The following is a 14,641-nucleotide window of genomic DNA, read 5'->3' as shown; positions in this document are numbered from 1 at the left end:
CCGACGCGGCGCGGGCTGTGCTCCCGACGACGGAGGCCACGGTCGCGGCCGGAGGACCGCGCATCGTCGGCATCGTGCAGGCCCGCATGGGATCGTCCCGACTACCCGGCAAGGTGCTGCGCCCGCTGGCCGGGCGTTCAGTGCTGGGCCGGGTGGTCCGCGCCGCGCGGGACAGCGGCGTCCTGGCCGACCTGGTGGTCGCCACCAGCACCGACGCGGTCGACGACGCCGTGGTGGCCGAGTGCGCGCGACTGGGAGTGCCCTGCCACCGCGGGCCGGTCGACGACGTGCTGGGCCGCTTCGTGGGCGCTCTGGCGGCACACCCCGCCGACGCGGTCATGCGGTTCACCGCCGACTGCCCGCTGCTCGACCCGGAGATCATCACACTGGTCGCGTCGGTCTACCGCGCGGTGCCCGGGCTGGACTACGCGAGCACGTCGATCGCCCGCACCCTGCCCCGCGGGATGGACGTGGAGATCGTCCGCGCGGAGACGCTGCGTACGCTCGACCGGCTCGCCACCGGTCACCACCGCGTGCACGTCACCTCGTACGCGTACACCCATCCGGACCTGTTCCGGGTGCTCGGGGTGACGCTCACCCCGGACCGCTCGGCGCTGCGGCTGACCCTCGACACCGAGCAGGACTGGGCGCTGGTGAGCGCGGTGGCCGACCACTTCGGCGACGTCAGCGTGCCGCTGGCCAAGCTCGCCGACTGGCTCGACGGTCAGCCCCGGCTGCGCGCCCTCAACGCCGACGTACGGCAGAAGCGGCTGGAGGAGTCCTGAGCACGCTACGGGTCGGACTGCGCTGCGACGCCGGGCCGCGACGCGGCGTCGGCCACCTCGTCCGCTGTCTGGCGCTCGCCGAGGAGTTCCTGGCCCGGGGCGCCCAGGTCGCGGTGTTCGGCGCGGTCGAGCGGCTCGACTGGGCCACCGCGGAACTGGCCGCGCGGGGCATCCCCCTGCATCCGGGACCCGAGTCGCCGGCCGAACTGGTCGAGGCGGCCCGCCGCCACGAGCTGGACGTCCTGGTCCTCGACTCCTACGAGCTGGACCCGGCCGGGGCGGGCGCGCTGCGCGCCGCCGGTGTGTTCACCCTCGCCCTGATCGACGGGGACAGCCGGGGCCAGGACGCGGACCTCTACCTCGATCAGAACTTCGGGGCGCAGTCCGCCGTGCTGCCCGGACGGCTGCTCGCCGGCAGCGGGTACGCCCTGCTGCGCGACTCGGTGGTGACCGCCCGACCGCCGGCCCCCCGACCCGCCACGGCGGTCAGCCGGCCCCGCGTGCTGGCCTTCTTCGGCGGCACGGACGCCGTCGGCGCGGCCCCGGTGCTGACCCGGGTGCTGGTGGCCACCGGCCATCCGATGGACCTCACGGTCGTCGTCGGCCGACCGGAGATCGAGGCGGAGCTGGAGGAGATCACCCCGGGGCGCGGGCAGGTCGTACGGCCGGTCCCGCCCACCGGATCGCTGCCGGCGCTGATCACCGACGCCGACCTGGTGGTCAGCGCCGCCGGCACGTCCACCTGGGAACTCTGCTGCCTGGGCGCGCCCTCAGCGCTGGTCTGCGTGGTGGACAACCAGCGTGACTCGTACGCCCGGGTGGTGCGGCACGGCCTGGCCGCCGGACTGGGCGAACTGCCGGAGCTGACCGGCGGTGGGGTCGCCGGCCGGGCCGCCCGCGCAACGGCGGCGCGGACCCTGCACGGGTTGCTCAGCTCACCGCAGCGGCGCACGGCGCTCGCCGCACGGGCCTGGTCCACCGTCGACGGGCGGGGCCGGGCACGGGTCGTGGACGCGGTGTTCGACGCCGTACGCCCGGCCGCCGTCGGGGGCTGACCGCGACCTGGCCAGGGCCGGAGCAGCTAGGGCCAGAGCATCTCCTTGACCCAGGCGTCGTCGACTCGGCGGTACCGCAGGCGCACGTGCCGTCGCTCGGCATCGCCCTGCCAGAACTCGACGGTCACCGGTGTCACCGCGTAGACCGTGTGGCTCGCGCAGAGCACCTGCGGGTCGTCCCGGACGGCCTCCTCGGCGGCGGCGAGGGCGTGACCGAGGTCGGCCGGATCATCCAACACCTCGCTCTGCCTGCTGGCGAGGCTCGCCACCCGGGAGCCGACGGGCCGGTCGAGGAAGTCGCCGGCCGAGGTCTGCGAATCCAGTGGCGTGACGCTCCCCCGGACGCGGACCTGCCGCGCCTGTTCGCGCCAGTAGAAGCCCAGGGCCGCAGCGGGTTGCCCCGCGACCTGGCGGCCCTTCGCGCTGTCGGCGTCGGTGGCGAACTGCCAGCCCCGGTCGTCGAGGTCCTTGAGGAGGAGAACCCGGGTGTCGGGTCGCCCGTCGGCATCGACCGTGCTCAGGGTCATCGCGTGCGGCTCCACGACACCCGCCGCGATGGCCTCGTCGAGCCACGACACGAACAGGTCGTCGGGACGATCCGGGGCGTCGTCGGGTGCGAACCGGGGCAGCGGCCGGGCAAAGACGGGCAGGCCGCGCAGGAGATCACGAATGCTCACCGCTTGATCTTGGCCCATCCGGGCCACGAACACCAATTGGCACGGGTGTACGAAAGTGCTGCTAGGGTGGCCCCATGACGCAGGCCGCCTACCAGCCGTCGATGCTCGACCTGGCCGACGCCGGGCCGACCCTGGGGCCGCTGCCCGGCCAGATCCGCCGGCACCACCTCACCCGGGGCGCCTGGGTCGACCACCTCCCCGGCTGGGTGCGCGGCTCCGACGCGGTCCTCGACACCCTGCTCACCGAGGTCCCCTGGCGGGCCGAGCGGCGCCCGATGTACGACCGCGAGGTCGACGTGCCCCGCCTGCTCTGCTGGTACGACGGCGAGCGGCAGCTGCCGCACCCGGTGCTCACCACGGCACGGACGGAGCTGACCCGGCACTACGCTCCCGAGCTGGGCGAGCCGTTCGTCACGGCCGGCATGTGCCTCTACCGCTCCGGGCGGGACAGCGTGGCCTGGCACGGCGACACCATCGGCCGCTCGGCGCACACCGACACCGTCGTCGCGATCGTCTCGTTCGGGTCGCCCCGGCCACTGCTGCTGCGCCCTCGCGGCGGCGGCGACAGCCTGCGCTTCCCCGTGGGCCACGGCGACCTGATCGTGATGGGTGGCTCCTGCCAACGCACCTGGGAACACGCCATCCCGAAGACCGCCCGCCCCGTCGGCCCCCGGGTCAGCGTCCAGTTCCGCCCCGTCAACGTCGCCTAACCCCCACCCACCCCACCCCACCCCGCGCGGTCCACCCCCGCCGATCTTGCACTTTCGGACTCCGAAGTACCCCTTTCGTGCACCTTTGCAGGGGCAGTAAGTGCAAGATCGACGGGTGGGGTGAGGGGCTAGAGAAGGCCGGCGAGCTTGTAGAGGACCAGCGAGCCGGCGACGGCGACGTTCAGGCTGTGGCCGTGCCCGACCATGGGAATCTCCACTGCCGCGTCCAGGTGGTCGAGCGCCTCGGGCGGGATGCCGGTCGACTCGTGCCCGAGCAGCACCACGGTGCGACCCCGAGCAGCGGGCAGATCACCCAGCCGGACGGCCTCGTCGGCCAGTTCCACCCCGAGGATCCGGGTGCCGGCGGCCCGTTCGGCGGCCAGCCAGCGCAGCGGACTGCCAACCCGGTGGACGCAGCCCGGCCGGCGCAGCGTGTTGCCTCGGGCCACGGCCTCGTCCACCCAACGGAACGGCGGCACGGCGAGGCAGGCGCCGACCGCGTCGCAGGTGCGCAGCAGGGTGCCCAGGTTCGCGCCGTGCAGCGGCCAGAGTGGAGCCGCGATCAGGTGACCCCAGCAGCGATGTGGCCGGGGCCGGCGAGCGGCCCGCAGCTCGCGCGGCGGCCGGACCCGGATGGCGGCGCTCACGCCGCGCCGGCGACTCCGCCGGACAGAAGAAAGATCATGCGAAGAGTGCTTAGCGGCGCACCCGAACCCTCACCGACAACAGAGCGCCCACCATACCGTGCCGCACCACTCCCCCACCCCACCCGAACTAGGTTGATCATGAAGTTGTCGCCCGCAGAATCGGCGTGTCACCGCAATAACTTCATGGTCAACGAGGCCGGGTTGGGGTTGGGGTTGGGTTGGGTTGGGTTAGTCGCGTTCGATGAGGTGGCCCACCACGGTTGGGCCGAGCATCACGGCGAAGCCGGAGCCGTCGCGGCGCGGGTCCGCCGCGGGCAGCTCGACCGGCTCGCCGGTGCCGGTCGCGCCGACCGGACGTGGCCCCACCCAGGCGACGGCCACGTCCGTCTCACCCTTGAGGAAACGGTGCGCACGCACCCCGCCGGTCGCCCGCCCCTTCGCCGGGTACGCCTTGAACGGCGTCACCTTGACCGTCGCCCCCGTGGAGGTGACCACCATCGGCTCCCCGTGCCCCGGATCGTCGGTACGTACGGCGCCGAAGAAGGCCACCCGCGCCCCGGCGGGCAGGTTGATGCCGGCCATGCCGCCACCCTTGAGACCCTGCGGGCGGACCAGCCCCGCCGCGAAACGCAGCAGCGACGCCTCCGAGGTGACGAACGTCAGCGTCTCGGCGCCGTCGGTCAGCCAGGTCGCCCCGACCACCTCGTCGCCGTCGCGCAGGCCGATCACCTCGAACTCGTCGGAGCGCACCGGCCACTCCGGCGCGCAGATCTTCACCATGCCCTGCCGCGTGCCCAGCGCCAGCCCCGGTGAACCCTCGGCCGAACCGCCCAGCGGGGCGAGGCCGACCACCGTCTCCCCCGGCTCCAACGGCACCAGCTCGGCGGCGGACATGCCGCCCCGCAGTGACACGGTGCCGGCCTGCTCCGGCAGCACCGGCAGCGGCAGCACGTCGACCTTGAAGGCCCGACCGGCGCTGGTCACCAGCAGCACCCGACCCCGGGCGGTGGAGTGCACGATCGCGCGGACCGTGTCGTGCTTGACCCGGCCGTTGCGTCGGCGCCCCTCGGAGCTCTCCTCCGACTCGGCCGCGGTCCGGGCGACCAGCCCGGTCGCGGAGAGGATCACCTGGCACGGGTCGTCGGCGACCTCCAGCGGACCGGCCGGCGCGGACGCGGCCAGCACCTCCTTGAGGTCACCGTCGACCAGGGTGGTGCGCCGCTCCGTGCCGAACTGCTTGACCACGGCGGCCAACTCGTCGGAGACCAGCTTCTTGAGCACCTTGTCGTCGTCGAGGATCGTGGACAGCTCGGCGATCTCGGTGCGCAGCCGCTCCTGCTCGGCCTCCAGCTCGATCCGGTCGAACTTGGTCAGGCGGCGCAGCGGAGTGTCCAGGATGTAGGTGGCCTGGATGTCGGAGAGGCCGAACTGGCTCATGAGCCCGTCCTTGGCGGCCTGTGCGTCGTCGCTGCCCCGGATCAGCCGCACCACCCGGTCGATGTCCAGCAACGCGATCAGCAGACCGTCGACCAGGTGCAGCCGCTCCTGGCGCTTGCGGCGGCGGAACGAGCTGCGCCGGGTGACCACCTCGTACCGGTGGGCCAGGAAGACCTCCAGCAACGCCTTCAGCCCGAGGGTGCGCGGCTGCCCGTCGACCAGCACGAGGTTGTTGACGCCGAAGGACTGCTCCAGCGGGGTCAACCGGTAGAGGTCGGCGAGCAGGGCCTGCGGGTTGACCCCGACCTTGCACTCGATGACCAGCCGGGTGCCGCTTTCGCGGTCGGTGAGGTCCTTGACGTCGGCGATGCCGGTCAACCGCTTCGTCTTGGTGACCTCGTTGGTGATCGCCGCGATGACCTTCTCCGCGCCGACGCCGTAGGGCAGCTCGACCACCGTGATGGCCTGGCGGCCCCGGCTGCCCTCGATCGGGCCGATCTCGACCTTGCCACGCATCCGCACCACGCCGCGCCCGGTCTCGTACGCCCGGCGCACCTCGTCGAGGCCGAGCAGCACCCCGCCGGTGGGCAGGTCGGGGCCGGGCACGTACTCCATGAGCTTGTCGAGCGTGGCGTCCGGGTGGTTGATCAGCCAGCGGGCGGCGGAGACCACCTCGGCGAGGTTGTGCGGGATCATGTTGGTGGCCATGCCGACCGCGATCCCGGACGCGCCGTTGACCAGCAGGTTGGGGAACGCGGCCGGCAGCACGGTCGGCTGGGTGAGCGAACCGTCGTAGTTGGGCTCGACGTCGACGGTGTCCTCGCCCAGCTCACCGACGAGCAGCATGGCCTCGCGGGACATCCGCGCCTCGGTGTAGCGGGAGGCGGCCGGCCCGTCGTCCGGGGAGCCGAAGTTGCCGTGCCCGTCGATCAGCGGGACGTTGAGCGAGAAGTCCTGCGCGAGGCGGACCATGGCGTCGTAGATCGCCGTGTCGCCGTGGGGATGGTACTTACCCATCGTGTCGCCGACGATGCGGGCGGACTTCACGTGCCCGCGATCCGGACGGTAGCCCTGCTCGTACATGGACCAGAGGATGCGCCGGTGCACGGGCTTGAGGCCGTCGCGGGCGTCGGGCAGGGCGCGGGAGTGGATGACCGAGAAGGCGTACTCCAGGTAGGAGTCGGACACCTCGGTGACCAGCGGGTTGTCGAAGACCCGCGCGCCGGCCTGGTCGAACGAGGAGAGGTCGACCTTGTTTTCCTTGCGGCGTGCCATGACTCAGCTTTCCCCTCGGACGGAACCCGTGCTCATGCGTCGATCGCCTCGCGGTCGACCCGGTCGGCGGAGTCGATGAGCCAGTTGCGGCGCGGCTCGACCTTCTCGCCCATCAGCAACTCGAGGATCCGCTCGGCGGCGTCCACGTCGTCCATGGTGATCCGGCGGACCGCCCGGGTGGCCGGGTTCATCGTGGTGTCCCACAGCTCGTCGGCGTCCATCTCACCGAGACCCTTGAACCGCGGGATCGGCGTGACGATCTGCTTGCCGGCCTTTTCCAGCTTGCGGACCGTCGTCTCCATCTCGGCCTGGGTGTAGGTGTAGACGACCTGCGGGTTGCGCCCCTTGGTGGTGATCTTGTGCAGGGGTGGCATGGCGGCGTAGAGCCGGCCGGCCTCGATCAGCGGGCGCATGTACCGGGCGAACAGGGTGATCAGCAGCGTGCGGATGTGCGCGCCGTCCACGTCGGCGTCGGCCATGATCAGCACCCGGCCGTAGCGCAGCGCGGACAGGTCGAACGTACGCCCCGAGCCCGCGCCGAGCACCTGGACGATCGCCGCGCACTCGGCGTTGTCCAGCACCTGCTGGAGGTTGGCCTTCTGCACGTTGAGGATCTTGCCGCGGATCGGCAGCAGCGCCTGGTATTCCGACGAACGAGCCATCCGGCTCGTGCCGAGGGCGCTGTCACCCTCCACGATGAACAGCTCGCTGCGGTCGATGCCGGTGGCCCGGCAGTCGACCAGCTTCGGCGGCATCGACGCGCCCTCCAGGGCGGTCTTGCGCCGGGCGGCGTCCTTCTGCTGCTTCTGGGTGAGCCGCACCCGGGCCGCGTCAACGATCTTCTGGAGCACCGTGCGCGCCTCGGCCTTGGTGCGCCGGTCCTCCATCCACGCCTTGATGTGCGCCTCGACCAGCGTGTGGATGACCTTGGTGATGCCGGTGGTGGAGAGCTCGTCCTTGGTCTGCGAGGTGAACTGCGGCTCGGGCAGCCGCACGTGCACCACGGCGGTCATCCCCTCCAGGACGTCGTCCAGGGTGGGCGGCTCCTCCTTGGCCTTGAGCAGCCCGCGGGTGTTGCGGACGGCGTCGGCGAGGGTGCGGACCAGTGCCCGCTCGAAGCCCTTGCGGTGGGTGCCGCCGTGCGCGTTGCGGATGGTGTTGGTGAAGCACTCGACGGTGCGGTCGTAGCCGGTGCCCCAGCGGAACGCCACCTCGACCTCGGCGCGGCGCTGCACGTTGGACTGCATGACGCCGTTGGCGTCGGCGGCGTTCTCCCGGTACGTCCCCTCGCCGGTGACCAGCAGGGTGCCGGAGACGGGCCGGTCGCCGGCGGGGGCGAGGAACTCGACCATGTCGCTGAGCCCGTTGGGGTAGTGGAACCGCTCCTCGGTGGGCGCCTCGCCGGTCAGGTCGCGCAGCAGATACGTCACGCCGGGGACCAGGAAGGCCGTGTTGCGCAGCTTCATCCGGACCGCGTCGACGTCGAGCGCCGCGCCGGTTTCGAAGTAGCGCGTGTCGTGCCACCAGCGGATCGAGGTGCCGGTGGCCTGCCGGCGCTTCATCGCGCCGACCACCTGGAGCCCGGGGCCGGCGGTGAACGGCGCGTCCGGGCCGTCACCGTCGAAGATCCCCGGCACGCCGTGCCGGAACGACATCGCGTGGATCTTGCCGGCGCGGCGGACGGTCACGTCGAACCGGCGGGACAGCGCGTTGACCGCGGACGCGCCGACGCCGTGCAGGCCACCGGAGGTCTTGTAGCCGGAGCCGCCGAACTTGCCGCCCGCGTGCAGCCGGGTGAGCACCAGCTCGACGCCGGAGATGCCGGACTTGGCGTGCACGTCGGTGGGGATGCCCCGGCCGTCGTCGTCGACCTGCACCGAGCCGTCGGCGTGCAGGATCACCTCGACGTGGCTGGCGTGACCGGCGACACCCTCGTCGGTGGAGTTGTCGAGGATCTCGTTGACGAGGTGACCCACGCCACGGCTGTCGGTGGAGCCGATGTACATGCCGGGCCGCTTGCGGACAGCGTCCAGCCCCTCGAGGTGGGTGAGGTCATCGGCCCCGTACAGGGTGTCAGGCTCTGCGGTCAACTGGTCGAACTCCCGGGTCTCGGCGGTGTGCTGCCTCTCACCGGCGACATCAGCCGGCGTGGCGCGCCGCAGCGAGCCTAGCCCGAGGCTGGGACAAGATTCGGAGGCCCCGCGCGACCCGCCGGGTGTCGACCCCTGAGACGTGAGCCACGGAACAGCCCCCGGCGGCCTTGACCGGCCTCGCCGTGGCGTTCGCGGGACAACGGAGGGGCCGTCCGGCCGATAGTCTGACCGGCGATCGCGTCCGGCAGGTGCCGGCGCGGGGCGGGAGCGGGCATGGACGACGACGAGGCGACCGGGCGGCTGGCCGCGGCGTCGCTGGCCGCCGGTGACCCGACGGGCTGGTTCGAGCAGCTCTACACCGAGGCGCGGCACGGCGGGGCGATCGTCCCCTGGGACCGGGAGGCCCCGCACAGCCTGCTCGTCGAGTGGACCGCCGAGCGGCGTCCGACCGGGGCTGGCCGCCGGGCGGTCGTGGTGGGCTGTGGGTACGGCCGCGACGCCGAGCACGTCGCGGGGCTGGGCTTCGCCACCGTGGCCTTCGACATCTCCCCCACGGCGGTGGCCGCCGCCCGCGACCGGCACCCCGGCTCACCGGTCGACTACCGCACCGCGGACCTGCTGGACCCGCCACCGGCCTGGCGACGGTCGTTCGACCTGGTGGTGGAGAGCATGACGGTGCAGGCTCTGCCTGCGGAGATCCGTGCCGCGGCGATCGACGCGGTGGGTGAGCTGGTCGCGCCGGGCGGCACCCTGCTGGTCATCGCCGCCGGGCGCGCCGACAGGGACCCCGCGCCGGTCGGGCCGCCGTGGCCGTTGACCCGCGCCGAGGTCGACGCGTTCGCCGGCGCCGGGCTCGCGCCGGTCGGGGTGGAGGACATCCGGGACCAGAGCGGGGTACGCCGCTGGCGCGCCGAACTTCGGCGAGGGCCGATCGGGTGACCGCGACGAGGAGCCCCGACGACCGGGGTACGTCCGACCGTCAGGGGGCCGCCGTGGCGCACGAGTCGACGCGTGACGCCCTCCGGCGCGCCCTGGGTACGCGGGCCCGCCGGTGGCTGCTCGCCATCACCCTGCTGGCGGGCGTGCTCGCCGCCGTGGCGCTGACCGCGGCGGCCGACCCGGCCGACCGGACGTTCGCCGCACTGTCGGACACGGTGCAGAGCCTGATGTCGGTCCTGACACCGCTGTTCGGCATCCTGCTGGTGCGTGACCTGCGGCGGGCACCCGATGCCGTGCGCGTCGGCCCGACCCTGGTGGCGGTGGGGTTGCCGGCAGTCGTCATCGGCGTCTTCGGGGTGGTGGTCTGCGCCGTGACGCTCGCCCTCGCTCCGGCGGACATCGCCGACCAACCGTGGCGGCACGCCGGCACCGTCGCGGTCGGCGGTGTGCTGGTGCAGGTCGTTGCCGGGCTGGTGGGCACCGGGCTGGGCCTGCTGCTGCGCTCGCCGGTCGTCGCGTTCCTCGCCACCATCGTGCTGCCGCTGGGCCTGTACGGGCTGCTGGGCGGCGTGGACGCTCTGCGTCCCGCCCAGGCGTGGCTGACCCCGTACGGAAGTGTGCGCAACCTGCTCTCCGGCGAGATGAGCGCCCTGCGGTGGGTGCAGTGGCTGACGGTCCTGCTCGTCTGGGGTGTCGGCCTGAACGCCGCCGGTGCGGCCCTGCTCTGGCGGCGCCGCCGGTCTTACCGGTAGGCCGCCCGACCCTCGCGCTGCGGGGCGGTGACGGTCGTGCACCCCGTCTCGGTGTACCGGTCCGGCGTGTCTTTCATCGAACGATTCTGTTACGGGCCATTGACGCCCGTCGCACAGGGGTGATCTGATCGCGCTCTCAGAGAATCTTTCATCTTTCGATGGATGGGAGCCCCATGCCCAGGTTCCGGCGTACCGCGCTCGCCGCGGCAATCACGATCGTCACGGCGGCGCTCTCGACCGCCGTCGCGTTGCCAGCCCCCGCGTCCGCCGCGCTGCCCACCGCCGCGGTGGCGATCGGTGACAGCTTCATCAGTGGCGAGGGCGCCGGGGCGTACACCTCGGTGGTCGACGTCAACGGGGTCGCGCAGGGCTTCCCCGGCTGGACGGCACCGAACAACAACGCCTACTTCTGCCACCGCTCCGCGAACGCCTCGCTGAACCAGGCCAACCTCCCGGGCATCCAGAACCGGTTCAACCTGGCCTGCTCCGGCGGTCAGCCGCACGACATCGCCACCGCGTCGGCGGCGCGCGAGAAGGGCCGCACGGTGGCCTCGCAGATCGACCAGGTGCGTGCCGTCGCGCAGACCCAGGACATCGACCTGGTGCTGATCGGCCTGGGGTCGAACAACAGCTCGTTCACCTTCGGCAGCGTCGCGGAGAAGTGCGCCAACCGGTTCATCGCCGACGCCTGGACGGGCTGGTGGGAGTTCTGGGCGTACCTCGGTGGCCCGGTGGAGCAGAAGCCGTGCAGCGACGCCGACCTGGCCACCGCCGCGCAGCTCAGCGCCGCCACCGCGGAGACCACCGCGGCGGTACGCCAGCTGCTGACCACCCTGGACCAGGTGGACGCGGACGGGCAGCACCGGGTCGTGTTCCAGGACTACACCAACCCGCTGCCGCTGGACCTGGAGCCGACGTTCCACACCCAGGACGGCCGGGACGACACCCGGGACAAGTTCCGCGACCTCGGCGCCGAGCGCTACGCGGCCGGCTGCCCGATCCACCGGGCGAGCCTCGCGCCCGGACACCGTTTCTCGCAGGGCCTGGGCACCCTGGTGAAGTCCACCCGGGACACCCTGGCCGCCGAGTTCCCCGGCGCCGACCTGGTCTACCTCAACGTGCAGCGGGCCTTCGACGGCGCCCGGCTCTGCGAGTCGGCGGCCAGCCCGACCGGCGCGCTGGCGACCCCGATCCGGCTGCAGGACAACCCTCCGAACGGCACCTTCGTCACCAGCCTCTCCGGCAAGGACAAGATCGCGATCCAGCGGATCGCCAACACCTGCGTCAGCTACTTCCAGACCTGCCAGGAGTCGTGGCACCCGAACGCCACCGGGCACCAGGTGCTCGGCCAGTGCCTGAGCGGCGCCGCCGCCACCAGCGCACGGTCGGTGGCCTGCGTCCGCGCGGGCAACGGGAGCATCTCCGTCTCCTGACCGCAACCGTCACCGGAGGCCCCGCCACCCGGCGGGGCCTCCGCCGTCTCCGGCCACATCGGACACGGATGGTGATCGCCCGATCACGCGCCGGACCAGTCGATCCGCGCCCGCGGAGAAGTCGATGATCTACAGGTTAGTCGGGCGAAGCAGGGGTACCGACCCTTCATGCGGGTCCTCGGTATCAATGCGATCTTCCACGATCCGGCCGCTGCCCTGGTGGTCGACGGGCGAGCGGTGGCCGCCGCGGAGGAGGAGCGGTTCAGCCGTCGCAAGCACGGCAAGCGACCGGTGCCCTTCTCCGCCTGGGAGCTGCCCGAACTCGCCGCCGCCTGGTGTCTGAGCAGCGCCGGCCTGGGCGTCGACGACCTCGACGCGGTGGCCTACTCCTTCGACCCGACGCTCTGCGGTGACGCCGCGGCCCTCGGCCTGAGCGACCCGTGGGACTGGCTGCGGGTCGAGTACGCCACCCGCGCACCGCAGTTCCTGGCCGCCGCGTTGCCGGGCCTCGACCCGGCCCGGGTGCGCTTCGTCCCCCACCACGTGGCGCACGCCGCGTCCGCCGGGCTGGCCGCGCCCACCGCCGGCGACGACACCGCCGTGCTGGTCCTCGACGGGCGCGGCGAGGTGGCCAGTCACCTCGCCGGGGTGTACGACGGCGGCGAGCTGCGGTCACTGCGCACGCAGGAACTGCCGCACTCGCTCGGCCTGCTCTACGAGGACCTGACCCGACACCTCGGCTTCCTGCACTCCAGCGACGAGTACAAGGTGATGGCGCTGGCCTCCTACGGCCGCCCCCGCCACCTGGGGCTGCTGCGCGAGCTGGTCCGGGTCACCGACGACGGTGGGTTCACCGTGGACCGGGTCGACTGGGCCAGCCTCGCCAAGCCGCGCGATCCCGACGGCGAGATGACCGACGACCACGCGGACCTGGCGGCGAGCGTGCAGGCCCGCCTGGAGGAGGTGATCCTCGAACTGTCCCGCTGGCTCCACGACGCCTCGGGCGGGGCGTCCACCCTGGCCCTGGCCGGCGGCGTCGCGCTCAACTGCGTGGCCAACGCCCGGCTCGCGGCCGAGGGCCCGTACCGGCGGGTCTGGGTGCAGCCGGCCGCCGGCGACGCGGGCACCGCGCTGGGTGCGGCCCTGCACGTCGCCGGCACGCTCGGTGACCGGACGGCGCCGATGAGCGGGGTGGACCTGGGCCGTGGCTGGTCCGACGAGGAACTGGAGGCGGAGCTGCGCCGGGCCGCCCTGCCGTACACCCGGCCGCGGTCGATCGCCGCCGAGGCGGCCCGGGTGCTGGCCGACAACGGCATCGTGGCGTGGTACCAGGGCCGCAGCGAGTACGGCCCACGCGCCCTCGGGCACCGGTCGCTGCTGGCCCACCCCGGTGACCCGGCCACCACCGCCCGGATGAACGATGTGAAGGGTCGGGAGCAGTTCCGGCCGATCGCGCCGATGGTCCGCGCCGAGCGGGCCGCCGAGATCTTCGACGGTGTGCTGCCCAGCCCGTACATGCTCTTCGTGCACCGGGTGAAACCGTGGTGGCGGGACCGCATCCCGGCCGTCACCCACGTCGACGGCACCGCCCGCGTGCAGACCGTCGCCGCCGACACCGAGCCGGTCGTGGCCGAGCTGCTGGCCGAGTTCGAGCGGCTGACCGGGCTGCCGGTGGTGGTCAACACCTCGCTGAACACCGCCGGCCGGCCGATGGTGGACACTCCGCGCGAGGCCATGGAGCTGTTCGGCTCCGCGCCGGTGGAGCTGCTCGCCCTCGGCCCGTTCGCGGTCCGCCGGTCGGCGCTGGGCGGTGCCCGGTGATCAGTCTCGTGGTGCCGACCCTCGGCCGGCCGAGCCTGGCCGTGCTGCTCGCCGCGCTCGCCGACCAGATCGGTGAGCTGCCGGAGGCGGAGCTGCTGCTGGTCGACGACCGGCGCGACGAGACCGGCGAGCTGGCGGTGCCGGGGGCGCTGGCGGCGTACACCAAGGTGCTGACCGGTCGGAGCGCCGGCCCGGCGGCGGCCCGCAACGTCGGCTGGCGGGCGGCCCGGGCGCCCTGGGTGGTCTTCCTCGACGACGACGTGGTGCCGGCCGACGACTGGGCCCGGCGGCTGCGCGCCGACCTGGCCGTCGGCGACCGGGTCGGCGGCGTGCAGGGGCGGGTGCGGGTCCCGCTGCCGACGCACCGGCGGCCAACCGACTGGGAACGCGTCACCGCCGGCCTGGCCGACGGCGAGTGGATCACCGCCGACATGGCGTACCGGCGGGCCGCCCTGGCGGCGGTGGGCGGCTTCGACGAACGTTTCCCCCGCGCCTACCGCGAGGACGCCGAGCTGGCCCACCGGATCCGCCGCGCCGGCTGGGAGCTGCTCGTCGGGGAGCGGACGGTGACCCATCCGGTACGCCCGGAGAGCCGGTGGATCAGCCTGCGCACGCAGCGCGGCAACGCCGACGACGCGTTGCTGCGCCGGCTGTACGGCCCGCGCTGGCGCACCGAACTGGGCGTGCCGCCGGGGCGCCGGCACCGGCACGTCGCGGTCACCGGCGCCGCCGTGCTGGCCGTCGCCGGCGCGATCACCGCCCGGTCACGGCCACGTGGCGGCCCGACCCGGCGGGCGCTCGACGTCGCCACCGTTCTGGCCGCGCTCGGTTGGGCCGTCGGCACCGTCGAGTTCGCCCGGGCGAGGATCGCCCCCGGCCCCCGATCCGTCGACGAGGTCGCCACCATGCTGGCCACCAGCGCGCTGATCCCGCCGCTGGCGGCCGCCCACTGGGTACGCGGCTGGTGGCGCAGCCGAGGCGCGCGGGCAGGTACCGGATGGTAACCGACGGGCCGCG

The 14,641-nt window shown here is 73.2% G+C and carries 12 protein-coding genes; 8 read left to right on the top strand and 4 right to left on the bottom strand.

The features are described 5' to 3' along the window. Positions 1–62: 62 nt before the first annotated feature. Positions 63–785 (top strand): glycosyltransferase family protein, encoded by a 723-nt coding sequence (locus tag M8C17_RS29850; protein ID WP_308209606.1) that lies wholly within the window; start codon positions 63–65, stop codon positions 783–785. Continuing rightward, on the top strand, positions 782–1,840 hold the full coding sequence (locus M8C17_RS29845) for a PseG/SpsG family protein (protein WP_252419954.1): 1,059 nt from the start codon (positions 782–784) through the stop codon (positions 1,838–1,840). Before M8C17_RS29850 ends, M8C17_RS29845 begins: the two co-directional genes overlap by 4 nt. A 26-nt stretch (positions 1,841–1,866) precedes the next feature. On the opposite strand, the gene M8C17_RS29840 is transcribed toward M8C17_RS29845, so the two are convergent. Beyond that, positions 1,867–2,517, bottom strand: coding sequence for a pyridoxal 5'-phosphate synthase (locus M8C17_RS29840; RefSeq protein ID WP_252419915.1), 651 nt, complete (start codon positions 2,515–2,517; stop codon positions 1,867–1,869). Between the two features lie 74 nt (positions 2,518–2,591). Between M8C17_RS29840 and M8C17_RS29835 the strand changes: the two genes are divergently transcribed. Continuing rightward, positions 2,592–3,227 (top strand): alpha-ketoglutarate-dependent dioxygenase AlkB, encoded by a 636-nt coding sequence (locus tag M8C17_RS29835; RefSeq protein ID WP_252419914.1) that lies wholly within the window; start codon positions 2,592–2,594, stop codon positions 3,225–3,227. Positions 3,228–3,355: 128 nt separating this feature from the next. On the opposite strand, the gene M8C17_RS29830 is transcribed toward M8C17_RS29835, so the two are convergent. The 3 genes from M8C17_RS29830 to M8C17_RS29820 all read right to left on the bottom strand — a co-directional run bounded on the left by M8C17_RS29830 (position 3,356) and on the right by M8C17_RS29820 (position 8,676). Further along, complete coding sequence (locus tag M8C17_RS29830) at positions 3,356–3,874, bottom strand: TrmH family RNA methyltransferase (RefSeq protein ID WP_252419913.1); 519 nt, start codon at positions 3,872–3,874, stop codon at positions 3,356–3,358. 228 nt (positions 3,875–4,102) lie between these two features. After that, the gene (locus M8C17_RS29825; RefSeq protein WP_252419912.1) at positions 4,103–6,586 is read right to left on the bottom strand and encodes a DNA topoisomerase (ATP-hydrolyzing) subunit A; all 2,484 of its coding nucleotides are present in this window, start codon (positions 6,584–6,586) and stop codon (positions 4,103–4,105) included. 32 nt (positions 6,587–6,618) lie between these two features. Beyond that, positions 6,619–8,676 (bottom strand): type IIA DNA topoisomerase subunit B, encoded by a 2,058-nt coding sequence (locus M8C17_RS29820; RefSeq protein ID WP_252419911.1) that lies wholly within the window; start codon positions 8,674–8,676, stop codon positions 6,619–6,621. Positions 8,677–8,952: 276 nt separating this feature from the next. On the opposite strand from M8C17_RS29820, the gene M8C17_RS29815 reads away from it, so the two are divergent. From M8C17_RS29815 to M8C17_RS29795, 5 genes are all read left to right on the top strand, one after another. Next, complete coding sequence (locus tag M8C17_RS29815; protein ID WP_252419910.1) at positions 8,953–9,618, top strand: bifunctional 2-polyprenyl-6-hydroxyphenol methylase/3-demethylubiquinol 3-O-methyltransferase UbiG; 666 nt, start codon at positions 8,953–8,955, stop codon at positions 9,616–9,618. Next, entirely contained in the window at positions 9,615–10,370 is a 756-nt protein-coding gene (locus M8C17_RS29810) for a hypothetical protein (protein ID WP_252419909.1), read from the top strand. Before M8C17_RS29815 ends, M8C17_RS29810 begins: the two co-directional genes overlap by 4 nt. Positions 10,371–10,543: 173 nt before the next feature. Further along, positions 10,544–11,803 carry a hypothetical protein gene (locus M8C17_RS29805; RefSeq protein WP_252419908.1) on the top strand — a complete coding sequence of 420 codons (1,260 nt, stop codon included), beginning with the start codon at positions 10,544–10,546 and terminating at the stop codon, positions 11,801–11,803. Positions 11,804–11,971: 168 nt separating this feature from the next. Continuing rightward, positions 11,972–13,624: a carbamoyltransferase C-terminal domain-containing protein gene (locus M8C17_RS29800; RefSeq protein WP_252419907.1), complete on the top strand. Its 1,653-nt coding sequence runs from the start codon at positions 11,972–11,974 to the stop codon at positions 13,622–13,624. After that, positions 13,621–14,628, top strand: coding sequence for a glycosyltransferase family 2 protein (locus M8C17_RS29795; RefSeq protein WP_252419906.1), 1,008 nt, complete (start codon positions 13,621–13,623; stop codon positions 14,626–14,628). The genes M8C17_RS29800 and M8C17_RS29795 overlap by 4 nt, the downstream gene beginning before the upstream one ends. The last annotated feature ends 13 nt before the right edge of the window (positions 14,629–14,641 follow it).

Origin of the sequence: Micromonospora sp. RHAY321, from assembly GCF_023896955.1 — a bacterium.
Lineage (GTDB): Bacteria > Actinomycetota > Actinomycetes > Mycobacteriales > Micromonosporaceae > Micromonospora.
Note: the sequence above shows the minus strand (reverse complement) of the source record. Positions and strands in the feature narration are given on the sequence as shown.

Excerpts from the sequence above, each read along its gene's own strand:
- M8C17_RS29835 (WP_252419914.1), top strand. The coding sequence starts at position 2,592 with ATGACGCAGGCCGCCTACCAGCCGTCGATGCTCGACCTGGCCGACGCC.
- M8C17_RS29825 (WP_252419912.1), bottom strand. The coding sequence starts at position 6,586 with ATGGCACGCCGCAAGGAAAACAAGGTCGACCTCTCCTCGTTCGACCAG.
- M8C17_RS29815 (WP_252419910.1), top strand. The coding sequence starts at position 8,953 with ATGGACGACGACGAGGCGACCGGGCGGCTGGCCGCGGCGTCGCTGGCC.
- M8C17_RS29805 (WP_252419908.1), top strand. The coding sequence starts at position 10,544 with ATGCCCAGGTTCCGGCGTACCGCGCTCGCCGCGGCAATCACGATCGTC.
- M8C17_RS29800 (WP_252419907.1), top strand. The coding sequence starts at position 11,972 with ATGCGGGTCCTCGGTATCAATGCGATCTTCCACGATCCGGCCGCTGCC.